This is a genomic window from Streptomyces sp. PA03-5A, assembly GCF_033792725.1.
GTDB lineage: Bacteria > Actinomycetota > Actinomycetes > Streptomycetales > Streptomycetaceae > Actinacidiphila.
Genome location: NZ_JARAVL010000010.1, coordinates 24107 through 49561 on the forward strand (window position 1 = coordinate 24107; position 25455 = coordinate 49561).

The window sequence follows — 25455 nt, forward strand, 5'->3', positions numbered from 1 at the left end:
GAAGGTTCACCGTGCCCTCCGCGTCCCCCACCGCACCCTCCGCCCCCACGCCGCAGGCCCCCGCCACCGGGGCGCCCCGGCGCCGCCCCCGCCGGCTCGGCGCCGGTGACCGGCTCTTCCTGGCGGCCGTCGTCGGCGTCCCGCTCCTGGCCCTCCTGGTCTTCGTCTGGCTCCCGGCACTGGCCTCCATGGGCCTGTCCTTCACCAGCTGGGACGGCATCTACCTGTCCGACATCCACTGGGTCGGGCTCGACAACTACCACCAGATCCTCACCAACTACCCGCCGTTCTGGCCCGCGGTGCGGCACAACGTCATCTGGCTGCTCTTCACGGCGCTGCTGCCCACCCCGTTCGGGATCTTCCTCGCCTACCAGCTCGACCGGAAGCTCCGCTTCACCCGGGTCTACCAGACGGCGATCTTCCTGCCGATGGTGCTCTCCCTGGCCGTGGTCGGCCTGATCTGGGAGATCATCTACAACCCCGACACGGGCCTGCTGGACGGCATCCTGGGCGCGGTGGCCCCCGGCCACCACGTCGACTGGCTGGGCGACCCCGACCTCAACCTGTGGGCCGTCCTGGTCGCCTCGGCCTGGCGGCACACCGGCTACATCATGATCCTCTACCTGGCCGGGCTGAAGGGCTTCGACCCGGCCCTGAAGGAGGCCGCCGCGCTCGACGGCGCCAACGGCCGCCAGACCTTCCTGAAGGTTGTCTTCCCCGCCCTCAAGCCGGTCAACGTCATCATCCTGGTCGTCACCGTCATGGAGTCCCTGCGGGCCTTCGACGTCGTCTACGTGCTCGGCGGCGGCGTTGGCAGCAAGCCCGGCATGGAACTGCTGTCGCTGCTGATCACCGACAACATCATCGGCGAGTCCAGCCACATCGGTTACGGCTCCGCCCTCGCGGTCGTCCTGCTCCTGGTCTCCCTCGCCGCCATCGGGACCTTCCTCGTCCAGAACTTCCGCAAGGAGGACCGGTGACCACGACCGCCACCCCGCCCGTCACCCCGGCCCGCCCCCGCCGCGAGGCCTCGCGCGGCGGCGGGGCCTCCAAGCCCCCGCGGCAGACCGGCCGGCACCTGATGCTCGCCACGATCGCGCTGCTGTGGCTGCTGCCGCTGCTGTGGGCCGTCTACACCTCGCTGCGCCCCTACGCGGACACCAGCAAGCACGGCTACCTGTCCTGGCCCCGCGGGATCAGCCTGCAGAACTACACCGACGCCTGGAACCAGTCCGGCATGCCGCACTTCTTCTGGAACTCGGTCCTCATCACCGTCCCGTCCGTCCTGGGCACCCTGTTGTTCTCCGCGGCGGTCGCCTTCTTCGTCTCCCGCTTCGACTTCCGCTGGAACATCGCGCTGCTGATGCTCTTCACCGCGGGCAACCTGCTGCCCGCGCAGGTGCTCATCACCCCGCTCTACCGGCTCTACCTGCTGGTACCGCTCCCGGCGTGGATGAGCGACTCGCTGCTGCTGTACAACTCGGCCTGGGGCATCATCGCCATCCACATCGCCTACCAGTGCGGCTTCTGCACCTTCGTGCTGAGCAACTACATGAAGACGATCCCCGGGGAGATCTCCGAGGCCGCCCTCGTCGACGGCGCCCAGGTGTGGCGGCAGTTCTTCCAGATCATCCTGCCGCTGTGCCGGCCGGCCTTCGCCGCGCTCGCCACCCTGGAGTCGATCTGGATCTACAACGACTTCTTCTGGCCGCTCGCCCTCATCGAGACGGGTGACAAGCGCCCCATCACCTCCGCCCTGGCCAACCTGCAGGGCCAGTACTTCACCAACCCCAACCTCATCGCCGCCGGTGCCCTGATGACCGCCGTCCCCACCCTGCTCGTGTACTTCGCGCTCCAGCGGCAGTTCATCAGCGGCCTGACCATCGGCTCCGGCAAGGGCTGACCTCGCCGGGCCCGGCACGCACACCCGCACCGCACCCGCCGTACCCCCCACCCCCAGGAGGCCCGACCCATGCGGTCACCCTCGCGCTCCGCCCTGTCCTCGACCGCCGCCAGGACCCTGCTCGTCCTGGCCCTCACCGCCGGCGTGTCGGCCGCCGTCCCCGCGGCCGGGGCGACCGGCCCCGACGGCGTGCCCGCCGCGACGGCCGGGACCACCGCCGTCACCGCGCACCAGGTCGCCGCCAAGCCCTACATGGGCTGGTCGAGCTGGAGCATGCAGTCCTCGAAGTACCCCGGGCTCAACCCCACGGGCGACTACAGCTACCTGACCGAGGCGAACGTCCTCAAGCAGGCCGACGCCATGGCCGCCAAGCTCAAGAAGTACGGCTACAACTACGTCAACCTCGACGCCGGCTGGTGGCGCGACCAGTCCTGGAAGCCCGAGTTCGACGCGTACGGCCGGCAGACCCCCGACCCCGGGCGCTTCCCGCGCGGCATGAAGGCGGTCGCCGACCACGTCCACGCCAAGGGCCTCAAGGCCGGCATCTACCTGCCGGTCGGCCTGGAGAAGGAGGGGTACGGCGACGGCAAGGTGCCGATCTGGAACACCACCGACTGCACCACCGCCGACATCGTCTACGACGACCTGCGCACCACCAACGGCTGGGACAGCTCCTACAAGATCGACTTCTCGAACCCCTGCGCGCAGAAGTACGTCGACTCCCAGGCGCGGATGATCGCCGACTGGGGATACGACTTCCTGAAGATCGACGGCGTCGGTCCCGGCTCCTTCAAGAGCGGTGACAACTACGACAACCGCGCCGACATCGCCGCCTGGCAGAAGGCCATCGCCGCCACCGGCCGCCCCATCCACCTCGAGCTGTCCTGGTCGCTGGACATCGGCCACGTCGCCGACTGGAAGAAGTACTCCAACGGCTGGCGGATCGACACCGACGTCGAGTGCTACTGCGACACCCTCGTCTCCTGGGAGAACTCCGTCGACGACCGCTTCGCCGACGCGGCCGCCTGGAGCCGGCACGGCGGCCCCGGCGGCTGGAACGACCTCGACTCCCTCGACGTCGGCAACGGCCGGATGGACGGCCTCACCAAGGCCGAGCGGCAGACCTACATGACGCTGTGGGCCATCGCCAAGTCCCCGCTCTACACCGGTGACGACCTCACCCGCCTCGACGACTACGGGCTGTCCCTGCTGACCAACCGCGAGGTCATCGCCCTCGACCAGTCGAGCACCCCGCCGGCCCGCCCGGTCACCCCCGTGGGCGACCAGCAGGTCTGGGCCGCTGAGAACGCCGACGGCAGCTACACCGTCGCCCTGTTCAACCTCGGCGACGCCCCCGCCGCCGTGACCGCCGACTGGACCTCGCTCGGCTTCGCCGGCCGCGCCTCGGTCCGCGACCTGTGGAACCACGAGGACCTCGGCTCCCACCGGGGCAAGGTCACCAAGTCCCTTCCCGCGCACGGCTCGCGCCTGTTCACCGTCACCCCGCACGGCCCGGTCCAGCCCATGACCGGCTACGAGGCGGAGGCCGCGGGCAACACCCTGGCCGGCAACGCCTCCCTCGCCGACTGCGGTGCCTGCTCCGGCGGTAGGAAGGCCGGCAACCTCTACCTCGGGGGCTCGCTCCGCTTCAACGACGTCGTGGTGAAGAAGGCCGGCACCTACATGATCAAGGTCGCCTACGTGAGCGGTGACGCCCGCACGGTCCGGGTCTCCGCCAACGGTGGCGGCGCCACCGCCCGCACGTTCCCGTCCACGGGCGACTGGGGCACCGTCGAGGCGGTCAGCCTTCCCGTCACGCTGAAGGCGGGCGCCAACACCATCACCTTCGACAGCGCCGACGGTTACGCCCCGGACATCGACCGGATCGACGTGCCCGAGCTGTCCTGACACCCCGTGGGGCCCGGCACGCGCCGGGCCCCACGGCGGGCGGAAGACAAGGTGGGCCGGCAGACACGGACGGGGGAGCGCGCATCTGCCGGCCCACGGTCACCATAGGGCTCCGAGGGGGGCCGTCGCCCGGGCATCGCCGATGTCCGCCGGTTTCGGCCACGAACGCGGCGCGGAGCGTCCACCCCCCTTCCGCCGCGCCCCACGTGCCTCACACGCGGGCGGCGGAGCGCAGGTCGTGGTCGAAGGCGCGGATGTCCTCGGTCGTGAGGGTGGCGCGGGTACGGGCGACCGCCTGCAGGTAGTCCTCGGTGCGGTGCGTCAGGTCCGCCGTGCTGCGCGGGTCCGTCGCCAGGTGCCGTTCGAAGGCGGTCTGCGCGGCGGCCTGCGCCGCGTACTCGATGTCCGCCGGTGTGAAGCGGTCGCTCGCCTCGACCAGCGCGTCCAGGTCGATGTCCGCCACCCGGTCCGGACCGATGTAGCGGATCCAGATCGCCCGGCGGGCCGCGGGGTCGGGCGGGCCGACCGGGATCAGGAAGTCGAAGCGGCCCGGCCGCAGGAAGGCCGGGTCCAGCGAGCGCACCGCGTTGGTCGCGCAGATCAGCAGCCGGCGCTCGCCGCGCCGGAACTGCGGGATGAGCTTGAGGAGCTCGTTGGTCACCCGGTGGGCCAGGGTGGACGGGTCCTGCCGCTCCGAGGCGATCTCCTCCGCCTCGTCGAAGAAGAGCACCACCTGCTCCAGGTGCTCGACCCGGGCGAAGAGCCGCCGCAGTCCGTCGGCCACGCCGTGCGCGTCCTCGGCCAGCTGGTACGGGAGCACCTCGATGAACGGCCACGCCAGCCGGGAGGCCACGGCCTTGGCGAACGTCGTCTTGCCGGTGCCCGGCGGACCGAAGAGGACCACCGCACGCGGCGGCACCAGGTGGTAGCGCTCCGCGACCCCGGGGTTCTCCAGCGGCAGCACCAGCCGCCGCTCGATGAGCGCCTTCTCCGCGGTCATGCCCGCGATGCGGTCCCACAGCCCTTGCTCAGGGACCGCCCCGCCGAGCTGGTCGAGCAGGGTGTCCTGCGCGGAGTCGGCCGACAGCAGCTTCTCGAAGTAACCGAGCCCGGGGCGGAAGGAGTACCCGGAGTTCCGGAACGCCTGCTCACCGACCTCGCCCTCGGGCAGCAGTGCTCCGATCCGGCGCATCCCCGCCTGGCTCAGACTGTCCTCCAGGGCCGCCAGCAGCGCCGAGCCCATCCCGTGGTGGCGCCACTGCCGGGCGATGGCCAGCCGCAGCACCCAGGCGCGCTCCTGGGCCGTCGAGGACACCGCCGCCCCCACGACCCGGTCACCGACCATGGCCACCACGGCGGGCGCTCCCGCGCGCAGCGCGCCGACCACCTCCGCCAGGGTCACCGCGGGGTCCTCGGTCGTGTCGCGCGACTCCTCCCAGATGCGCACGACCTGGTCCAGGTCGCCTTCCTCCAGATCACGTACCCGCCAAGGCGTCATCGAGCTCACCTCCCGACCATTCTGGCCCAGGTGGCGCCGGAGCGCTCAGCCGGCGGGGTGGCCGACCTGTTCCTGCGCGCGCCCGGGCGGGGCGTCGGCCTGGCGGAGTTCGGCGAGCAGTTCGGTCTGCCCCGCGAGGAGTTCGGTGAGGATGCGGCGGGCCGCGCGCAGGAGTTCGGCGACGTCCCCGCCGGCGAGGGCGTAGCTGACGGTGGAGCCCTCGCGGATCGACACCACGATGCCGGACCGGCGCAGCACCGCGAGCTGCTGGGACAGGTTGGAGGGCTCGATCTCGATCTCGTTCAGCAGGTCCCGTACCGGCACCGGGCCGTTCTGGAGCAGCTCGAGGACCCTGATCCGCACGGGGTGCCCGAGCATGCGGAAGAACTCGGCCTTGGCCTGGTACAGGGGTACCTGCATCGTGTGTCGCTCCTGCCCGGTCTCCGACGGCCCTTCCCGTACGCGCCGGCGGCCGCTCCCGCTGCCGCCGGCGCGACACTGCGTCCAATCCTTCCCCTTCCGGGGCCCGTGCACCGCCGTGCTTGTGCGGATCAGGATGTGCCGAATTGAAGGATTCTTCAATTCCCGGGCGCACGGAGCCCCGAGGGAGGAACGGCGGCTACAGCTCGAGGTCGGCCTCGATGCGCCGGAGGCGGTGGCGGGCCATCGCGAGGTTGGCGTTGCGACGGTCGAGCACGAGGTAGAGGAACAGGCCGTTGCCGTCGCGGCTCTTGAGCAGCCGGACCAGGTGGTACTGCGTGTTCATGGTGATCAGGACGTCCTCGATCTCCTCCTTGATGCCCAGTTCCTTCATCGTCCGGGCCTTGGCGCGGATCACGTCGGTGTTGCCGGCGGCCGCGACGGTCAGGTCGAGGTCCTTGCCGCCACCGATCGTGCCCAGCGCCATGCCACTGGTGTAGTCGACCAGGGCAGCGCCCACGCTGCCCTCGATCGACGTCATCGTCTCCTTGAGGGAGGTCTCCACATTCGCCATCGGCGTCCGCTCCTTGCCGTCGCTCTCCAGGCGTCCGCGCGTCCGCGCGTCGCCGCCCCGGTTGGTGACGGAGAAGCTACTGAACGTGACGGGCCCCGTGGGGGAATCGGCGATGCCGGGGAGCGGACCGGAGCCCCCGGGTAGGATGCGCCGCCCCCCCACGCCGCGCCGGCCGCCGCCGCGTCGACCTCGGCGCGCAGCGGCGTAGCCGGCGACGGGAGCGCCCTTGCCGGGGGCGCGGGGACGGGCGCCGGGAGCCGCGGCGCGAGCCGCGGCAGCCACTCGTGCTCCTCGTCCACGTCGTTCGCGGTCCCCGCGGTCCTGGGCAGCCGTACGACCGTGTCGCTGTCCAGGCGGTACATGACGTTGGAGGTGCCGGCCGACCCGGTGGGGGTGAGCGGGAGGTCCGCCCAGTGGGGGAACCGCGCGTGCAGCAGCCGGCGTACCAGCGCAGCCTCGATCCCTGCCTGGTCGCCGCTCAGGGTGCGTGGGGGCATGTCCGCCTTCCGAAGTGGTCCCGCGCGACCGTGCTCAGCAGCACCGGGGGCGTGCGCGGCACCGGAATTCCGCGGACGCGGGGAGCCCCGGGTGGGGGACGCCGGAGCCATGGGCTTGGATGTGCGCGTGACCGTTCATGACGTTGCCCCCCGACTGCCCTCCATCGCCGAACTGCGCGACCACTGCCGCGCGCTGGCGATGCTCGACGCGATCCTCAGCCCCGAGTGGGAGATGCGGTACCACTCCTTCGACGCCGTGTGGGACACGGGGGAGGAGATGGCCTCCCTGCGCAACGGGTCGGGAGACGAGTACGCGATCGTGTTCTGCGCGGCCGGGGCCTTCATTCGCGGCTTCGACCACGAGTCCCCCGTCAGCCCCTACGGTTCGGAGGACCACGAGCCCTGGCCGGGGATCGTCGACGAGGTCCCCGAGGCCTTCCGTCCGTACGTCGAGGAGCCGGCGTTCTGCGATGAGGACGGCGTGCCGGTCGCGACCGTCTGCCTGTGGCGCGCAGCCGGGGACGACGCGTGGCGGCACGGGTCCGTCGACCTGCCGGAGGACCGCGAGGACGCCGACGGCGCGTCGTACCTGTTCCGTCTGCTGACCGACCGGTCCCCCGAGGCGTTCCGCGCCTTCGCCGAGGAGTACTACGAGGTGCCGGTGGACCTGGACGCCGTGCGCCATGTCCACGCGCTGCGCCCGCTCACTCCGGAGGTCGTCGCGAGGCTGAACGCGGAGGTGACGCTCGACGGTCTGGCCGAGGACATCGCGGGCATCGGCTATCCGCGGGGCACCGCCTGACGGCAGGTCAAGGGCGCACGGGCCGGGCAGTGCCCGCCGTGCCCCGGGCGACGTCGCGCAGCGCGTCGAGCAGCCCCCGCAGTGCCGGCTGCCGCAGCGACGTCTCCCGGACCGCGGCGTGGACCGCCCGGACGGGCTCCGGGCCGCGCACCTTCCGTACGGCGACCCCGGGGTGGTGGTGCGCCAGCGCGGCCAGCGGCAGCAGGCTCACCCCCAGCCCGGCGGCCACGAACCCCTGCGCGGTGGCGTAGTCCTCGCTCTGCACCACGACGGCGGGGCTGAAGCCGGCCGCGGCGCACGCCCGGAGGATCAGCTCCAGGCACGAGCCGTCCGGGGACTCGCTGCCCACCCACGGCTCACCCGCGAGGTCGGTGAGATCGAGCACCCGCTTCGCGGCGAGGCGGTGGCCCTTGGGGAGGACCGCACGGTAGGGGTCGTCCCGCAGGTGCACCAGGCGCAGCCCCTCACGGCCCTGCCCGCGCGGCCGCACCACGATCGCGAGGTCCGCGCGGCCCTTCTCCACCTCCGGCAGCGGATCGCCGGGGTCGACCAGGCCGAGGTCGATCCGCACCCCGGGGTGCTCGCGGCGCAGCCGCGCGACGGCCGGGGCCACCAGGTCGGCACCCGCCGTCGGGAAGTAACGGACCGTCAGACTGCCGGTGCGGCCCGCGCGCAGATCGGCCAGCGCCGTCTCGGCCTCGGCCACCTCCCTGCCGATGCGGGCGGCGTACTCGGTGAGCAGCAGCCCGGCGGGCGTCGGCTGCACCCCGCGCCCCACCCGTTCGAGCAGCGGGACCCCGGCCTGCCTCTCCAGGACGGCGATCTGCTGGCTGACGGCCGAGGGTGTGTAACCGAGGTGAGTGGCGGCCGCGGTGACCGACCCGCTGGTCACCACCGCCCGGAGGACCTGCATGCGGCGCACGTCGAGCATGTAGCTCAGCTTAACGGTACGTGCGTGAACCTTCGCTTGTGCCACCAGGACGGGTGGGGGAGCGTCGTGGGGGACGGTGACGCGAGACGACGGGAGGCCGGCGTGCCCGGTGGCGGAGGCGGCGTGAGGGCGCTGCTGCGGATGGCGGTGCTGGCCCTGTTGTGGGGGTCGACCTTCCTGTGGATCAAGATCGCGCTGGAGGGACTGCCGCCCGCCTGGGTCACCTTCCTGCGCTGCGCCTGCGGCGCGGCCCTGCTGCTCGTGCTCTGCCGCCGCGCGGGCCTGCGCCTGCCGCGGGGGAGGCTCCTCTGGAGCCGTCTCACGGTGGCGGCCCTCCTCTGCAACGCGCTGCCGTTCCTCCTCTTCAGCGTCGGCGAGCAGAGCGTCGACTCCGGGGTGGCGGGCGTCCTCAACGCCACGACGCCGTTGTGGTCCCTGCTCATCGGTCTCGCCCTGGGCGCGGGACGACGCGCCGTTCGCGGACCCCGGCTCGGCGGCCTCCTCGCCGGGTTCGCGGGTGTTCTTCTGATCTTCGCCCCCTGGCACCGGTCGGGCCTCGCGAGCTGGGGCGCCCTGGCCCTGCTGGGTGCGGCCGCGAGCTACGCGTTCGCCTTCGCCTACATGGGGCGCAGGCTCATCCCCACGGGTGCGGGCGCACTCCCGCTCGCCGCGGGCCAGTTGACCGCCGCGACCGCGCTGAGCGTGCCGGCCCTGCTCGTCACCGGCATCACCGGGACCGCGGTGACCCTGCGCTCGACCGTCGCGGTGCTCGCCCTCGGCGTCCTGTGCACGGGCGTCACCTTCTACCTGACGGTGCGCATCATCGCCGACGAGGGTGCGACGGACGCGGCAACCGTCGGCTACCTCCTCCCCGTCGTGTCGGTGGGGCTCGGCGCGCTCGTCCTCGACGAGTCGGTGGGCGCCCGGGTGGTGGCCGGCATGCTGGTCGTCCTCATCGGGGTCGGGCTCACGCGGTCGCGGGGGCTGCGCCTACGCCCGTGGCGGCGGCATGCCGACGCCACGGGCGAGGGCGGTGACGACCGCGCAGGCGTGCCCGGCCAGACGCACGGCCGCCCAGTCGGCAGCGGCACGGAGGAAGGCCGCCAGGTCCCGCTCGGCGTCCGCGATCCCGCGCCGCAGCACGTCGACGTCGACCTCGAACACCGGGCTGTCGTCCCGCCCCGCGTCGACGGTCAACCGGATGACGTCTCCGCGCCGTTCGGCGAGCGGTGAGGGGTCGTGGCCGAGCCACGCGTCGCCGGTGCCGTCGAGGACGCCGATCCACTCGCGCCAGTCCTCCAGCCCGCTGCAGCAGCCCGGGCGTACCACCTCCAGGTCGCCGGCGGTGCCGGTCACCTGCAGTCCGCCCGGTGCCTGGACGTCCTCCCCGGTCAGCAGCCCCCGCAGGAAGTCCTCGACCGGGTCGCCGGGCCGGGCGGGCGGGGCGTCGTCGTCCCTCCGGGCATCGTTGTACGCGGCGATGGTCATCACGGCCGCGCCGACCTCGGGGGGTGCCAACGCGCCGTGGAGCGGCATGAAGGTGAACGGCTCCCGCTCGGCCACCGGCCAGAGGGCGAAGCCGTCCGCGGTCCCCAGTTCCAGCACGGGCTGCACGACGATCACCGCCCGAGTCTGCCCCGGCCCCCGACCGGGCCGCCTCCCGTTTTCCGGCGGGTGGGTCCGGCGCGCGTCGGGGCGGCCCGCGGGCGCTCGCCCCATGTGGTGGCCGATTCCGGGCGGCGGCCGGGACGCCGCGGTGGTGGTCGGCAGCCCGGTCCAGCGCATCCCGCCTGACTGCTGCCGTCGCGATCGCCGACCCTGGGGGGTACCGGGCGATGCGGGCCCACGGCGGCGGGTTCGGGCGCTGCGGGCGAGGCGTCCCGACGGCTGAGGCGACGGGTGAGGCCGGGTGTCGGCGGTGAGCCGTGTCGAACGGCGGGCATCGCGCCGCAGGTTGGGGCGGCTTGCGGGCGCTTGGCCGGCGCCGTGGCCGATGCGAGGCCACGCCGGTGGGGATCGTGCCGACCGGCTGCGGTGAGGGTGGGGCCGGGTGTCGGAGGTACGGCCGGCCGAACGGCCGCGCTCGCCCGAGGCCGTGGCCGGTGCCGGGACGGCACTGCCGGTGCGGGGCCGTGCGGGCGTGCGGCAGCGACGGGTGACACCGTAGGTGAGCCGGGCCGGACGCAGCCTCGGCCGGCGCTCTCGGAAGCCCGGCCCGGTCACGCCACCCGCAGGGCCTCGATGGCGTCCTCGTCCCAGTCGATGCCGAGCCCCGGGGTCTCGGGCGGCACGACGTGGCCGTCGACGACCGTCAGGGGGGTGCGGGTGATGGCGTCGAGCTGCGGGATGTGCTCGACGTACATGCCCGGGGGCACCGCGCAGGCCAGGCTCGTGTGGAGTTCCATCAGGAAGTGCGGGGCCACCTGGACGTTGAAGGCCTCCGCGGTGTGCGCCGCCTTCAGCCACGGGGTGATCCCGCCGACGCGCGCCACGTCGACCTGGACGATGCCCGCCGCGCCCGCGGCCAGGTACTCGGCGAACCGGCCCACGCCGTAGAGCGACTCGCCGACCGCGACCGGGATCGAGGTCGAGGCGGCCAGCCGGACGTGCCCGGACAGGTCGTCCGCGGGCAGCGGTTCCTCGAACCAGGCGAGGTCGTACGGCTCGTACGCGCGCGCCCGGCGGATCGCCTCGGCGCCCGTCATCGACTGGTTCGCGTCCACCATGAGCACCCAGTCCGGCCCGACCGCGGCGCGGACCGCCGCCAGCCGTTCCACGTCCTCGCCCACGGTGGGCTTGCCGACCTTGACCTTCGCGCCGCGCAGCCCGCGCTCCTTCGCCCGCAGCGCGCCGGCGGCGAGTTCGTCGGGCGTCAGGTGCAGCCAGCCGCCCTCGGTGTCGTACAGCGGCAGCCGCTCGTGCGCGCCGCCCGCGAGCCGCCAGAGGGGTTCGCCGGCGCGCAGGCACCGCAGGTCCCACAGGGCGGTGTCGACCGCGGCCAGCGCCAGGGAGGTGATGGCCCCGACCGAGGTGGCCCGGGTGACCGACAGCAGCCGCTGCCACAGCGCCTCGACGGAGCGGGCGTCCGCGCCCGTGAGCAGCGGCACCAGGTGGTCGCGGAGCAGGGCGAGCACCGAACTGCCGCCCGTGCCGATGGTGTACGCGTACCCCGTGCCCGTGAGGCCGTCGTCCGTGGTGAGGGAGACCAGGACCGTCTCCTGGCGGACGAAGGTCTGCAGGGCGTCGGTGCGCAGCACCTCGGGTTCGAGGAAGACCATCCGGCACTCGGCCTTCGTGATCCGGCTCATGTCGGCGACCAGCCTTCCGGGGGAGGGGGGTTCACACAGGGGGAGGTCACTTCGCGGGGGCGAAGACCCGCTGCGCGGCGACGGCCGCGCCGCCGCGCGCCCACTCCTCGAAGGGCAGCGGACGCACGACGAGGTCGCAGTCGGCCGCGGCCCCGAAAGCGTGGTCGGCGAAGGTCTGCCGGATCTGGTCGGCGAACAGGTCGTACGAGGCCACGCCCTCGCCGGAGATGATGATGCGTTCCGGGCCGATGAGGTTGGCCACCGACGCCATCGCCAGACCCATCACGTGCCCGGCGCGGGAGAAGACCGCGCGGACGGCGGCGTTGTCGGTGTGCGCCAGCCGTACGGCCTCCTCCATCGTCAGCGCGGGGTCGCCGGTGGCCTGCCGGGCCTGCTCGGTGATGGCGTGCGTGGAGGCCACCGTCTCCACGCACCCGGTGTTGCCGCAGGTGCAGGTGCGGTCGGTGCCGCCGACGGGAAGGTGCCCCACCTCGCCGGACACCCCGTGGGCCCCCGACACCACCCGGCCGCCGATGGACAGCCCGCAGCCGATGCCCGCGCCCACCGTGACCAGGGCGAACGAGGACAGCCCCACCCCGGCGCCGAACCACTGCTCGGCGACGGTCAACGCGCGCACGTCGTTCTCGATCACCGTCGGGATGCCGGACGCCGACTCGACCAGCTGCGCGAGCGGCACACGGCGCCAGTCGAGGAACGGCGAATACTGCACGGTGCCGGTCTGCCCGTCCACGTCGCCGGAGATCGTGACGCCGACGCTGTGGACGGCGTCGTCCCCCTCCGCACCCGCGGCGGCGCGCAACTGCCCGATGAGCCGGGAGATCGCCAGCACCACGGTCCCCACGTCGCGGGAGTCCAGCGCGGCGCGCCGGGAGGCCAGCGGCCGGGCGGTCAGGTCGGTGAGCACGCCGATGAGTTCGTCGCCGGTCACCTTCACGCCGACGAACCGCGCGCGGTCGGCGCGGACGGCCATCGGCGTCGCGGGACGGCCGCTGGCCCGCTCCCCGGCCGGCCTGCCGAGTTCGGTGATCCAGCCGTCCGCCAGCAGGGGAGTGGCGGCCTTGGTCACCGCGCCCGCCGACAGGCCCGTGCGCCGCCCGATCTCGGCCCGGGTGAGGGGGCCGTGGACGAGCAGGGTCTGGAAGACCAGGACGGCGGCGGGGGGCTGGTCGGCAAGACTCATGGCCGGACCATACCTTTCCAAGGGAAAGTAAGGAAGGGCCCACTCATCCCATCTTTGGGTGGGGAGGTTCGGATTCTGGTGAAGATTTTCCGGCGAAGACCGCAGCTTGGCGCTGCAGACATCGGATTTTTGTCGCCGAATATGTTGACGCTGGAAGGAAACCCTGGCTACATTCGCCGCACTCCTCGCCCGGAGCGGACGAAGCGCCCCCCCGCCGAGGAGCGCGACCGGAGCCTCCCCCCGGTCGCAGCACGCCCGCCCTCGGTGGTGTTCCGGGACGACCGCCACCGAGGACGCCCCCTGCCTCCCGTACCCCCTGCCCACTCGAAGCGGACGCCGTCGCGCCGGGATGGAGTGCCCCCATGGCTCGTTCAGCTGTACTCGCACGTCTCAGATGGCCCGTGCCGCGTCGGCCCGGCGGCATGCGCAGGGCCGCCCTGCCCGCGCTCGCCGCCACCGCGCTCGCCACGGCCCTCGCCGTACCCGCCGCCGCGTCGCCCGCCGCGCCCGCGTCCTCCGCCTCCTCCGCGTCCCAGGCGGAGGCCGCCGGATCCCAGGCCGCCCCCGTGGTGGCCGCCAAGCCCTACATGGGGTGGAGCAGCTGGAGCCTGGAGTCGACCAACTTCCCCGGCTACGGCGGGTCCTGGCTCACCGAGCCCCATGTGCTGCAGCAGGCCGACATCCTGGCCTCCAAGCTGAAGCGGCACGGCTACGAGTACGTCAACGTCGACGCCGGCTGGAACGTCGGCAGCGAGACGAACAAGAGCCTCTCCGACGAGTACGGCCGCCCCGTCGCGGACCCCGTGAAGTTCCCGCACGGCATGAAGTGGCTCGGCGACCAACTGCACGCCAAGGGACTGAAGTTCGGGCTCTACCTGGCGGTGGGCCTGTACATCGACACGTACAACGACGGCAAGACGCCGATCCACGGCGCGCCGGGGTGCACGACCAAGGACATCGTCTACCCCGACCTGCGCAAGACCAGCGGCTGGGACAACGTCTCCTACCAGCTGAACTTCGCCAGCCCGTGCACCGAGAAGTACATCCAGTCCGTCGCCGACCAACTGGCGGGCTGGGGCGTGGACTTCCTGAAGATGGACGGTGTCGGGCCCGGCTCCAACCAGGGCGACGCGGCGCACGACAACGTGCCCGACGTCAAGACCTGGCACGCCGCGCTGCAGCGGACCGGCCGCCCCATCCAGTTCATCCTCTCCTGGTCGCTCAGCCACGACAAGGCCGACGTCTGGAAGGAGAACTCCAACGGCTGGCGCGTGGACACCGACGTCGAGTGCTACTGCGACACCCTCGTGACCTGGAACAACTCGGTCAAGCAGCGGTGGAACGACGTCGTCCCCTGGATCGACGACGCCGGGCCGGGGCACTGGAACAACCTCGACTCCCTCGACGTCGGCGCCGGCCCGCTCGACGGCCTCAACGAGGTCGAGCGGCAGAGCCACATGACGCTCTGGGCCATCGAGAGCGCCCCGCTCTACATCGGCGACGACCTCACCAAGCTCGACCCGTACGGTCTGTCGCTGCTCACCAACGACGAGGTCATCGCCGTCGACCAGGCCGGCAACCCGGCCAAGCCGCTCAGCCAGGACAGCCCGCAGCAGGTCTGGTACGCCCGCAACGCCGACGGCAGCTACACGGTGGCCCTGTTCAACCTCGGCAAGGGCTACTCCGACGTGACCGCCGACTGGAGCGAGCTGGGCATCAGCGGCAAGCCCGCCGTCCGTGACCTGTGGAGCCGCAAGAACCTCGGCAAGGTCGCCGACGGCTTCACCGACAACCTGCCGCCGCACGGTTCCCGGCTGCTGCGCGTCACCCCGGCGAACGTCACCGGAAAGCCCGGTGTCCCGCTCGGCGTGCGCGCCGCCGCGTCCACGGCCGGCAGCGTCTCGCTCACCTGGGACGCGGTGAACACCGGCACCGCCACCACCGGTTACGACGTGTACGCGGGCGCCGCCAAGGTCGCCACGGTGGACGGCACCTCCGCCACCGTCACCGGGCTGCAGGCCGCCACCGGGTACGCCTTCACCGTGGTCGCCCGCGACGGCCGCGGCCGTACGTCCGCGCCGAGCAACGCCGTCCCCCTCACCACCCCCGCGGCCGACGGGCCCACCTCCTACGAGGCCGAGGCGTCCGGCAACCCCCGCACCGGCAACGCGAGCGTCGGTGACTGCTCCCGGTGCTCCGGCGGCAAGAAGGTCGGCAACCTGGGCGGCGACGCCTCCGTGACGATCAAGGACGTGACGGCGCCGAAGGACGGCACCTACCTGATGGAGGTGGACTTCACCGACGGCTCCTCGGGGCGCACGGCCGTGGTCACCGTCAACGGCACCGCCTTCCAGCTCCCGTTGCACGGCGGCAACGACAACGACTGGGGCCGCCCGCGGTCGGTCACCGTGCCCGTCCACCTGAAGGCCGGGGCCAACACGATCGCCTTCGGCAACCCGTCCGACTACGTCTCCGACGTCGACCGGATCTCCGTCTGACCGACGGCCGGTCCGGCATCGGGCACCGTCCCATCCACCCGTCCGACCCGACGCACGCAAAGGAGAGTGCCGTGGTGGTCACATCGCAGGACAACCACACGACGCCGGTGGCACCACCGTCCGGCGCAGCCGGCGCGGGGGCCACCACGGCCTCTTCCACCCCCGGGACCCGCGGGCCGCTGAAGGCGCGCAAGCACACCGGCGGCCGCAGGCCCGGGCGCGTGACCGCGACCCGGTCCGCGGCGGCCAGGCGGCGGGACCTGCCGGTCGCGCTGCTGCTGATCCTGCCCGCCGTGGTGGGGTTCACGATCTTCTACGCCTACCCGACCCTGCGCGGCATCTACCTCGGCTTCACCGAGTTCCACGTCCTCACACCGCCGCGCTGGGTGGGACTGGCCAACTTCCACGAGATGTTCGGCGACGGGGTCTTCTGGCACTCCCTCCTCGTCACCCTCTGGTTCGTGGTCCTGTCCGTCGTCTTCGGCACCCTGATCTCCCTGGTGACCGCGGTCGTGCTGCACCGCGTCACCGACTCCTCGATGCTGCGCGGCGTGATGCTGCTGCCCTTCCTCATCTCCAACGTCATCGCTGCCCTGGTGTGGCAGTGGATGCTCGACCCGCACCTCGGCGTCATCAACATCGTGCTCGACCACGTCATCGGCCACCCGGTCCTGTTCTTCGGCAGCGGTCCGTGGGCCATCCCCTCGCTCGCCGCCATCAGCGTCTGGAAGTGGATGGGCTACTACTCCCTGCTGATCTTCGCGGGGCTGCAGACCATCCCGTCCACCATCTACGAGGCCGGCCGGGTGGACGGCGCGAGCGAGTTCCAGATGTTCCGCCGGCTGACCGTGCCGCTGCTGCGGCCGATCCTCGTGATGGTGGTCGTCCTGACGGTGATCAACGCCTTCCAGGTCTTCGACATCGTCGCCGTCACGACCAGGGGCGGCCCCGCCAACGCCTCGAACGTGCTGCAGATGTACATCTACGACAAGGCCTTCCGCCAGTTCGACTTCGGCTACGCCGCGACCATGTCGCTGGCCCTGTTCGTCCTGCTCATCACGGTCACCTTCACCCAGCTCCGGCTCGCGCGGGCCGACGAATCCGACCTGAACTGAAGGAGGCCCCCGATGACGGTCACCCTGGCACCCCGTACGAAGACCGTGCGGCGCCCCCGTACCCGCAAGGCGACCCCCGGCCGGATCGTGGCCTGGGCCTACCTCGGCCTCGTGTCGCTGATCACCCTCTTCCCCTTCTACTGGATCGTGCGCACCGCGCTGTCCAACAACTACCGGCTGGCCACCGACCCCTCCTCGCCGCTGCCCGTCGGCTTCACCTTCGGCGCCTTCAAGCGGGCGCTGGGCCTGGCCTCCATCGCCGAGGCCCAGGCCCAGGGCGGCTCGGGCGCGTCCCTCGACATCGCGCTGTACCTGCGCAACTCGCTGATCTACGCGTCAGTGCAGACCGTGCTCATCGTGCTGTTCTCCTCCTGCGCGGCCTACGCCTTCTCCCGGCTGCACTGGCGCGGCCGCAACCTGGTGTTCGGCGTCCTCATCAGCGCGCTGATGGTGCCGAGCGTCTTCACGCTGCTGCCGAACTTCGTGTTCATCAAGGACGTCGGCCTCACCAACACCTTCGCCGGTCTCATCCTCCCCGGCGGGCTCTTCCAGGCGTTCACGGTGTTCTTCCTGCGGCAGTTCATGCTCGGCCTGAGCAGCGAGATCGAAGAGGCCGCGATCATCGACGGCGCGGGACCGCTGCGGATCCTCTACCGCATCATCCTGCCGATGTCGGCCGCGCCGATCGCCACCGTGTCGCTGCTGATGTTCGTCAACGCCTGGAACGACTACATGTGGCCGCTGCTGGTCACCAACGACGCCAGTGTGCAGCCGCTGACGCTCGCCCTCGGCGTCTTCAAGCAGTCCTCGCCGCAGGCCGCCCCCGACTGGGCCGGGTTGATGGCCGCCTCCCTGATCGCGGCGCTGCCGATGCTGCTGCTCTTCCTCGCCTTCGGCAAGCGGATCGTCAACTCCATCGGCTTCTCCGGGCTCAAGTGACCCCGCACGCGCACCAGGACGGCACCCCATGAACCCCACTGACCTGCTGCTCGGCTGGCCCGCGCCCGCGGCCGACTGGAACGAGGCCGCCCCGGTCGGCAACGGCCGGCTCGGCGCGATGGTCTTCGGCGGCACCCACCGTGCCCGGATCCAGATCAACGACTCCACCGTGTGGTCCGGCACCCCCGGCGGACCGGCGAAGGCGCTCGCCGACGTCGTCGCCGCCGGCGCCGGCCCGCGGCGGCTCGCGGAGGTCCGCGACGCGCTCCGCGCCGGCGACCCGCACCGCGCCGAGGAACTCCTGATGGCCTTCGAGGGCCCGTACAGCCAGGAGTACCTGCCCTACGCCGACCTGTGGCTGACGGTGTCCGGGGCGCAGGACGCCACGTACCGGGGCCGCACCCTCAACCTCGACAGCGGGATCGCCGAGGACGCCTTCGACCTGTCCTGCGGGATCTCGGTCCGCCGCCGGACCTGGGCCGGCGCCGCCGACGGGACCCTGTGCACCGACCTGGCCGCGCGGGGCGGCACCGTGGACCTGCGCCTGGAACTCACCACCCCCCTCCGGGAGGTGCACCGCACCGCCGGCCCCGAAGGGGTCGTCCTCGGCGTGGAGATCCCCGTCGACGGGGCACCCGCCCACGAACCGGACGTACCGGAGCCGCTGCGGTACGCGGACGGCCCCGTCGACGGCTACGACCCCTTCGGCGCGATCGCCCTGCGGGTGGCCACCGACGGGGAGGTCACCGCCGACGGCGCAGCCCTCCGCGTCACCGGCGCCACCCGGCTCCTCGCGGTGGTGGCGAGCTCCACCGGGGCGCTGCGTCACTGGCGGGGCCTCGACGCCCCCGCCGACCGCGCCGCCCACCTCGGCTCCGCCGCGGACAGCGCCGCCCGGGCCGCCGAACGCGGCACCGAGGACCTGCTCAAGGCCCACGAGAGCGACCTGCGCGCACTCCTCGGCGGCACCTCGCTGCGCATCGGACCGCGCCGCTCGGGCACCTACGACGTTGCCCGCGACATCCTCTCCGGCGACGACGAACTCCTCACCGCGACCGTGCTGTTCCAGCTCGGCCGCTACCTCCTGGCCTCCGCCTCCCGGCCGCACGCCGGCCCGCCCGCCAACCTCCAGGGCATCTGGAACGCCGACCTTCGCCCGGCCTGGTCGTCGAACTACACCATCAACATCAACACCCAGATGAACTACTGGGGCGCGGAGGCCGCCGGCCTCGGCCCCTGCCACGAGCCGCTGTTCGACCTCCTGGACCGCGTCGCCGGACACGGCCGGGACGTCGCCGAGCAGCTGTACGGCGCCCGCGGCTGGGTCGCCCACCACAACACCGACATGTGGGGCTGGGCCCTGCCCGTCGGCAGGGGCCACGGCGCCGCGTCCTGGGCGATCTGGCAGATGGGCGGCGCCTGGCTGGCCCAGCACCTGTGGGACCACTGGGAGTTCACCCAGGACACCGCCTTCCTGCGCGAACGCGCCTGGCCGCTGCTCAGCGGCTGCGCCGAGTTCCTGCTCGACTGGCTGGTGGACGACGGCACCGGCCGGCTGGACACCCTCCCCTCCACCTCGCCCGAGAACCACTACCTCACCCCCGACGGCTCCATGGCCTCGCTCACCCGCTCCTCCGCGATGGACATGGCCCTCACCCGGGCCGTCCTCGAGCGCACCGCGCGCACCGCCGCGCTCCTCGGCATCGACACCCCGCTGGACGGCCGCATCGCCGACGCGCTGCCGAAGCTGCACCCGCCGCGGACCGCCGCGGGCGGCTGGCTGCAGGAGTGGGCCGACGACCTCCCCGAACAGGACCCCCGGCACCGCCACCTGTCCCAGATGGTCACCGTCCACCCGCTCGGCCAGGTCGACCCGGACCGCACCCCGGAACTCGCCGCCGCCGCGACGGCCCTGCTGGACCGCCGCGGACCCGGCGCGATGGGCTGGTCCTGGGCGTGGAAGATCGCCCTGCGCGCCCGGCTGCGCGACGCCGCCACGGCCCGCTCGCTCCTCCTGGAGGCGACCCGCCCGTTCGACGGCGACCCGGACACCGACGCGCCCGTCGACGGCTCGGAGTGGGGCGGCCTGCTCCCCAACCTCTTCTCCACCCACCCGCCGTTCCAGATCGACGGCAACTACGGCTTCATGGCCGCGCTCACCGAGATGGTGCTGCAGAGCCACGACGGCACCGTCCACCTGCTCCCCGCGCTCCCGGCGCAGTGGCCCGACGGCGAGGCCGCCGACCTGCGCTGCCGCGGCGGCCTGGCCGCCGACTTCGCCTGGCGCGACGGCGCCCTCACCTCCGTGACGCTGCGCCGGCACGCCGGGGACAACGCCGAACCGGTGACGGTCCGCCACCGCGACCGCGCCGTCCGGGTGCACGTCGCCACCGGCACCGCCGTCACCCTCGACGCCGACCTCACCCCGTGCGGGGAGGCCCGGCCGTGCTGACCGAGAACGACGTCCCCGAGCTGTGGGCCTACCGCAGCAGCTACCGCGAGCCCGCCGACTTCGACGCCTTCTGGAAGGACACCCTGGACGCCGCCCGCGTCCACGAGCCCCGGCTGGAGCTCACCCCGGTCGAGACCGACCTGGAGACCGTGGACGTCTACGACGCGGTGTTCCCCGGCTTCGGGGGCCACCCGGTGCACGGCTGGCTGCGGCTGCCGCGCCACCGCAGCGGCGCCCTGCCCGCGGTCGTGCAGTTCCACGGCTACGGCAGCGGACGCGGCGCCCCCGTCGAGGACCTGCTGTGGGCCTCCGCGGGGTACGCCCACCTGCTGGTGGACACCCGCGGCCAGGGCGGTGCCTGGGCGGGCGGCGGCGCCACCGGCGACCCGGTCGGCAGCGGCCCCTCGCACCCCGGGTTCCTCACCCGCGGCATCGAGGACAAGGACACCTACGTCTACCGCCGCGTCTTCACCGACGCCGTCCGCGCCGTGGAGGCCCTGCGCACCTTGCCGCACGCCGACCCCGACCGCGTCGCGGTGACCGGACCCAGCCAGGGCGGCGGCATCGCCCTGGCGGTCGCGGGACTCGTACCCGGACTGCGCGCCGCGCACTTCCAGGCGCCGTTCCTGTGCGACGTCCGGCAGGCCACCCGGCTCACCGGCGAGCAGCCGTACGCGGAGCTCATCGGCTACCTCGGCGCCCGCCGGGACCGGGTCGAGCAGACCTTCCGGACCCTCGGCTACTTCGACGGCCTCGCCTTCGCCCGCCGTGCCACCGCGCCCGCCTGGTTCTCCGCCGGACTGCGCGACGAGGTGTGCCCGCCGGCCACCACCCTCGCCGCCTACCACCTCTACGGCGGGCCCCGGCAGATGCGGCTGTGGGAGTTCAACGGCCACGACGCCGGCGGCCCCGAGGACCTGGTCCTCGCCCTGAGCGCGTTCCGCGCACTCCTCAAGACGTCGTCCCACCACCCTCACCAGGAACCGTCCCGAAAGAAGGAATCATGAGAATTCGCAGAGTCGTCGCGCTCGGGGCCACGCTCACCCTCGCCGCGGTGCTGTCCGCCTGCTCCTCCGGCTCGGACTCCGCGGGCGGCGGTTCGCAGACCGTCAACTGGTGGACCTGGGACGACAAGCAGGCGGCCGCGTACAAGACCTGCGCCGCGGACTTCGAGAAGGCCAACCCCGGCACGACCGTCAAGATCTCGCAGTACAACGTCGACGACTACTTCACCAAGCTGACCGCCGGCTTCGTCGCGGGCAACGCCCCCGACGCCTTCCAGAACAGCGTCCAGTTCTTCCAGGCCTACGCAGGCCAGCACCAGCTGCTGGCGATGGACGACTTCATCGCCAAGGACAAGTTCGACCTGTCCCGCTTCTCCGTCGGGGTGAACGCCTGGAAGTTCACCGACGGCAAGCAGTACGCGCTGCCGCTGGACTGGGCCGCGGCCGGCCTCTACTACGACCAGGACGCCCTGGCCAAGGCCGGCTACAGCAAGAGCGACGTCGACTCCGTGACGTGGAACCCCGACGACGGCGGCGAGTTCGGCAAGATGATCGCCCACCTCACCGTCGACGAGAAGGGGCGCCGCGGCGACCAGCCCGGTTTCGACAAGACCCACGTCAAGACCTTTGGCTTCGGCCAGATCGCGGCCAAGGACTTCATCGGCCAGACCTCCTGGAGCCCGTTCGCCTCCAGCACCGGGTGGCGGCTCGGCGACAAGGAGAGCTGGCCCACGGTCTTCAACTACGGCGACCCGCGCCTGGTGAAGACGCTCAACTGGGCGCGCTCCCTTACGGAGAAGGGGTACGCGCCGAAGATCGGCGAGTTCACCTCCAGCGTCAGTGACGTCGACCTGCTCTCCTCCCACAAGGTGGCGATGGAGATGGGCGGTTCCTGGTCCGCCTCCACCTTCGCCAAGATCCCGGGCGTCAAGACCGGCGTCGCGGCGCCCCCGTACGGCCCCGACGGCAAGACCCGCGCGGTGATGAGCAACTCCAACGGCAACAACATCTGGGCGGGCACCAAGAACCCCGAGCTGGCCTGGAAGTGGGTGTCCTACATGGGCTCCGAGGACTGCCAGTCCAAGGCCGCCCGCACCGGCACGTTCTTCCCGTCCATCCCCGCCTCCATGGACGCCGCGACGAAGGCCCTGGCCGGTGACGGCGTCGACCTGTCGGTCTTCACCAGCATGCTGAAGGACAAGGTCCTCTACCCGTCCCCGGTCTACGGCAACGGCGCCGCGGTGCAGGACGCCCTGAACCCGCTCTTCGAGGCCTACTTCGCCGGGCAGAAGGACGACTCCGTCTTCGCGGACATGCAGGACCAGAGCAAGACCCTCCTCGCGAAGAACTGAGCCACCGGCAGCGAACCGAGCCCCCGCCGCCGGACGGCCCCGACCCCGGGGCCGTCCGGCGGCGGGGCACACCGAAAGGACTCCCCCCTCATGGCAGACACCACCGCGCGGATCGTCCCGCTGCGCGCGGCCGGCACCGCGTTCGTCGTCGAACTCACCGAGCCGGTGCCCAGGGTCCTCCACTGGGGGGCCGACCTCGGCCCGCTGTCCGCCGACGACCTCGCCGCCCTCAGCCTGACCGCCGAGCCCGCCGTGCTCAACAACTCCCCCGACACCCCGCGCCGTTTCACCGTCTGGCCCACCGAGGCGGACGGCTGGGCCGGCACCCCCGCGCACCACGGGCACCTCGACGGCGGTGCCGCCGCCCCCCGCCTGACCACGACGGGCACCGCCGTCCGCCAGGACGCCGAGGGCGGCGAACTGGCCGTCTCCCTCACCGACGCGGTGGCGGGGCTCGACATCACGATCACCTACCGGCTGGAGCCCTCCGGAGTGCTCGCCGTCCACAGCGAGATCACCCGGCAGCGGACGGCGGACCCGGCCCCGTACGACCTCGCGCAGGTCACCGCGCTGCTCCCGCTGCCCCGCCGGGCGGGCGAGATCCTCGACTTCACCGGCAAGTGGAGCCGCGAACGCTCCCCGCAGCGCCGCCCCCTCGCCCACGGCACCTACGCCCGTGAGGTCCGGCGCGGCAAGCCCGGCCTGGACTCGCCCTACCTCGTGGCCGTCGGCGTGCCCGGTTTCGGCTTCCGCGAGGGCGAGGTGTGGGGCCTGCACGTCGCGTGGAGCGGCGACCAGCGCTATCTCGTCGAGCAACTGCCCGAGGGCGCCGGCGTCCACGCCGCCGTGCTCGGCGGCGGCGAACTGCTGCGCGCCGGCGAGGTCCGGCTCGCACCCGGCGACACCCACCGCACGCCCGTCTGCCACTACGCCTGGTCCGGCACCGGGCTCGACGGCCTCGCCGACCGCTTCCACACCCTGCTCCGGGACCGCCCGGGTCACCCGCGCCGCCCGCGCCCGGTCATCCTCAACAGCTGGGAGGCGGTCTACTTCGACCACGACCCGGAACGCCTCCTGCGGCTCGCCGACCGCGCGGCCGAGGTCGGCGTGGAGCGCTTCGTGCTGGACGACGGCTGGTTCCGCGGCCGCCGCTCCGACCGCGCGGGGCTCGGCGACTGGACGGTCGACCGGGAGGTGTGGCCCGCCGGGCTGGCGCCGCTCGCCGACCACGTGCGCTCCCTGGGCATGGAGTTCGGCCTGTGGGTCGAACCCGAGATGGTCAACCTCGACTCGGACCTGGCCCGCGAGCACCCCGACTGGGTCCTCGCCCCCGCGCGCGGCGCCGGCCCACCGGCCCGCCACCAGCACGTCCTCGACCTCTCCCACCCCGGCGTCGTCACCCACCTGCTGGGAGCGCTGGACGCCCTGATCGGGGAGTACGGCATCGCCTACCTCAAGTGGGACCACAACCGCGAGGTGCACGAGGCGGTGAGCGGCCCGGCCGACCGCCCGGTGGCGCACGCCCAGGTCGAGGCGCTCTACCGACTGCTGGACACCCTCAGGCAGCGCCACCCGGCCCTGGAGATCGAGAGCTGCGCCAGCGGCGGCGGCCGCGTCGACCTGGGCATCCTCGCCAGGACCGACCGGGTGTGGGCCTCCGACTGCAACGACCCCGTGGAACGGCAGTCCATCCAGCGCTGGACGGGCCAACTGCTGCCCCCCGAACTGGTCGGCGCCCACGTGGGCCCCACCCCCAGCCACACCACCGCACGCGTCGGCTCCGACACCTTCCGCCTGGCCACCGCGCTCTTCGGCCACCCCGGCATCGAACAGGACATCACCCGCTGCACCCCGGAGGAACGGGCCCGGCTCACCGCGTGGACGGCCCTGTACCGGGAACTGCGCCCGCTGCTGCACGGAGGGCGCACCGTCCGCGCCGACCTCCAGGGGGACGCGACGCTGCTGCACGGCGTCGTCGCCCACGACGCCACGGCCGCGCTCTACTGCTGGGCCCGCGTGGCGACCACCCCCGAGGGCCAGTCCGGCCGGGTGCCGCTGCCCGGCCTCGCCCCCGCCCTCCGCTACCGCGTGCGCGTCCGCACCGACATCGGCCTGCCGTCCTTCCACCAGACAAGCGGCCCGGCCTGGCTCACCGAGGCGATCGACGACCGCCTCACCCTCCCCGGCACGCTGCTCACCGCCGCCGGACTGCCGATGCCGCAACTCAACCCCGAGCAGGCCCTCCTGATCGAGGTACGGCAGGCCGACTGAGCGGCCGGCTCCGAGGCCCGGCCTACAGCGTTCCGGCGTCGGGCCAGTGGGACCAGGGGCCGGCCGAGGCGGGCGACGCGCCGCCGCGCCGGTCCCCCTACTCCTCCTCCGGGTCCCCGGGGGCCGTGGCCTGACGGCCGAGCCAGTACAGGGCCGTGTCCACGTCGCGGGCGGTCCAGCCGTCCGCGTCGGGGCCGGAGCGGACGAGGAGGTCGTCGAGGAGGTCCATGTAGCGGCCGTAACGGCCGGGCGCCGGCGTCAGCTGGTAGCCCAGCCGCTCCAGGCCGAACTGCGCGCGGCGGTCGTAGACGGCCATCCGGTCCGGCGCGGCGGCCGTGAGCAGCGCCGAGGCCAGCGCGTCGCCGTGGCGGCAGCCGGGCAGGCCGAGCAGGGCCTTGCGGCCGCGGCGGGCGGCCGCGCCGCGCGGGGCGTCCTGGTCGCGGACCGCGTGCACGGCCTCGGCGGTGACGGCCCGGACCTCCGCGTCGCGCAGGTTCATCAGCTCGACCACCCACGCGGTGCTCGCCTGCAGCCGCTTCCACACCACCAGCGCGGCGATGTCGGTCTTGCCCAGGCTGCCGGTGTCCCGGGCGCGCTCCGTGACCTCCGTCAGCACCTCGTCGTACGCGGCCGGGACCGCGGCGCGGTACGCCTCGCGGGCGGTGGACAGGGTGGACCAGACCCCGTCGGGGAGCGGGGTGAGGGCGGCGGTCGCGGATGCGTTCATGGACCGATGGTGACCCGACTCGGCCCGCTCCGCGTGCACTTGGCCGCTTGTGATC

General features: G+C 72.8%; 20 protein-coding genes and 1 pseudogene. 12 read left to right on the top strand and 9 right to left on the bottom strand.

Annotated features, from left to right (window positions below):
• The first annotated feature begins 11 nt into the window (after positions 1-11).
• From PV410_RS14375 to PV410_RS14385, 3 genes are all read left to right on the top strand, one after another.
• On the top strand, positions 12-980 hold the full coding sequence (locus PV410_RS14375; RefSeq protein ID WP_500324545.1) for a carbohydrate ABC transporter permease: 969 nt from the start codon (positions 12-14) through the stop codon (positions 978-980).
• Positions 977-1903 (top strand): carbohydrate ABC transporter permease, encoded by a 927-nt coding sequence (locus PV410_RS14380; protein ID WP_500324547.1) that lies wholly within the window; start codon positions 977-979, stop codon positions 1901-1903. Before PV410_RS14375 ends, PV410_RS14380 begins: the two co-directional genes overlap by 4 nt.
• 69 nt (positions 1904-1972) lie before the next feature.
• Positions 1973-3811, top strand: coding sequence for an alpha-galactosidase D (locus PV410_RS14385; RefSeq protein ID WP_500324549.1), 1839 nt, complete (start codon positions 1973-1975; stop codon positions 3809-3811).
• 211 nt (positions 3812-4022) lie between these two features.
• Here PV410_RS14385 and PV410_RS14390 read toward each other — a convergent pair whose 3' ends face one another.
• From PV410_RS14390 to PV410_RS14405, 4 genes are all read right to left on the bottom strand, one after another.
• Complete coding sequence (locus tag PV410_RS14390) at positions 4023-5309, bottom strand: ATP-binding protein (RefSeq protein ID WP_500324551.1); 1287 nt, start codon at positions 5307-5309, stop codon at positions 4023-4025.
• 45 nt (positions 5310-5354) lie between these two features.
• Positions 5355-5729, bottom strand: coding sequence for an ArsR/SmtB family transcription factor (locus tag PV410_RS14395; RefSeq protein ID WP_500324553.1), 375 nt, complete (start codon positions 5727-5729; stop codon positions 5355-5357).
• A 199-nt stretch (positions 5730-5928) separates the two neighbouring features.
• Positions 5929-6303: a roadblock/LC7 domain-containing protein gene (locus tag PV410_RS14400; RefSeq protein WP_500324555.1), complete on the bottom strand. Its 375-nt coding sequence runs from the start codon at positions 6301-6303 to the stop codon at positions 5929-5931.
• Positions 6267-6911, bottom strand: a complete 645-nt coding sequence (locus PV410_RS14405; protein WP_500324557.1) for a phosphotransferase — start codon at positions 6909-6911, stop codon at positions 6267-6269. The genes PV410_RS14400 and PV410_RS14405 overlap by 37 nt, the downstream gene beginning before the upstream one ends.
• Between PV410_RS14405 and PV410_RS14410 the strand changes: the two genes are divergently transcribed.
• Positions 6910-7602 (top strand): hypothetical protein, encoded by a 693-nt coding sequence (locus PV410_RS14410; RefSeq protein ID WP_500324558.1) that lies wholly within the window; start codon positions 6910-6912, stop codon positions 7600-7602. The genes PV410_RS14405 and PV410_RS14410 overlap by 2 nt on opposite strands.
• Positions 7603-7609: 7 nt before the next feature.
• Here PV410_RS14410 and PV410_RS14415 read toward each other — a convergent pair whose 3' ends face one another.
• Positions 7610-8533, bottom strand: a complete 924-nt coding sequence (locus tag PV410_RS14415) for a LysR family transcriptional regulator (RefSeq protein ID WP_500324560.1) — start codon at positions 8531-8533, stop codon at positions 7610-7612.
• A 141-nt stretch (positions 8534-8674) separates the two neighbouring features.
• Here PV410_RS14415 and PV410_RS14420 point away from each other — a divergent pair.
• Positions 8675-9493, top strand: a pseudogene (locus PV410_RS14420) (DMT family transporter); the annotation flags it as partial.
• Between the two features lie 30 nt (positions 9494-9523).
• Here PV410_RS14420 and PV410_RS14425 read toward each other — a convergent pair.
• The 3 genes from PV410_RS14425 to PV410_RS14435 all read right to left on the bottom strand — a co-directional run bounded on the left by PV410_RS14425 (position 9524) and on the right by PV410_RS14435 (position 13042).
• Complete coding sequence (locus PV410_RS14425) at positions 9524-10156, bottom strand: hypothetical protein (RefSeq protein ID WP_500324561.1); 633 nt, start codon at positions 10154-10156, stop codon at positions 9524-9526.
• A 596-nt stretch (positions 10157-10752) separates the two neighbouring features.
• Positions 10753-11841, bottom strand: a complete 1089-nt coding sequence (locus tag PV410_RS14430; protein ID WP_500324563.1) for a mandelate racemase/muconate lactonizing enzyme family protein — start codon at positions 11839-11841, stop codon at positions 10753-10755.
• A gap of 46 nt (positions 11842-11887) precedes the next feature.
• A complete protein-coding gene (locus PV410_RS14435) occupies positions 11888-13042 on the bottom strand; it encodes an ROK family protein (protein ID WP_500324565.1) in 1155 nt (384 codons plus the stop codon).
• Between the two features lie 422 nt (positions 13043-13464).
• Here PV410_RS14435 and PV410_RS14440 point away from each other — a divergent pair, with 422 nt between their 5' ends.
• The 7 genes from PV410_RS14440 to PV410_RS14470 all read left to right on the top strand — a co-directional run bounded on the left by PV410_RS14440 (position 13465) and on the right by PV410_RS14470 (position 24673).
• Positions 13465-15540, top strand: a complete 2076-nt coding sequence (locus PV410_RS14440; RefSeq protein ID WP_500324905.1) for an alpha-galactosidase D — start codon at positions 13465-13467, stop codon at positions 15538-15540.
• A 71-nt stretch (positions 15541-15611) separates the two neighbouring features.
• Entirely contained in the window at positions 15612-16655 is a 1044-nt protein-coding gene (locus tag PV410_RS14445) for a carbohydrate ABC transporter permease (protein ID WP_500324567.1), read from the top strand.
• A 12-nt stretch (positions 16656-16667) separates the two neighbouring features.
• Complete coding sequence (locus PV410_RS14450; RefSeq protein ID WP_500324569.1) at positions 16668-17594, top strand: carbohydrate ABC transporter permease; 927 nt, start codon at positions 16668-16670, stop codon at positions 17592-17594.
• A 28-nt stretch (positions 17595-17622) separates the two neighbouring features.
• On the top strand, positions 17623-20046 hold the full coding sequence (locus tag PV410_RS14455) for a glycosyl hydrolase family 95 catalytic domain-containing protein (RefSeq protein ID WP_500324571.1): 2424 nt from the start codon (positions 17623-17625) through the stop codon (positions 20044-20046).
• Positions 20040-21053: an acetylxylan esterase gene (locus tag PV410_RS14460; protein WP_500324573.1), complete on the top strand. Its 1014-nt coding sequence runs from the start codon at positions 20040-20042 to the stop codon at positions 21051-21053. The genes PV410_RS14455 and PV410_RS14460 overlap by 7 nt, the downstream gene beginning before the upstream one ends.
• The gene (locus PV410_RS14465) at positions 21050-22402 is read left to right on the top strand and encodes an ABC transporter substrate-binding protein (RefSeq protein WP_500324575.1); all 1353 of its coding nucleotides are present in this window, start codon (positions 21050-21052) and stop codon (positions 22400-22402) included. Before PV410_RS14460 ends, PV410_RS14465 begins: the two co-directional genes overlap by 4 nt.
• Positions 22403-22492: 90 nt before the next feature.
• Positions 22493-24673 (top strand): alpha-galactosidase, encoded by a 2181-nt coding sequence (locus PV410_RS14470; protein ID WP_500324577.1) that lies wholly within the window; start codon positions 22493-22495, stop codon positions 24671-24673.
• A 97-nt stretch (positions 24674-24770) separates the two neighbouring features.
• On the opposite strand, the gene PV410_RS14475 is transcribed toward PV410_RS14470, so the two are convergent.
• Entirely contained in the window at positions 24771-25400 is a 630-nt protein-coding gene (locus PV410_RS14475; protein ID WP_500324578.1) for a hypothetical protein, read from the bottom strand.
• Positions 25401-25455: the final 55 nt, after the last annotated feature.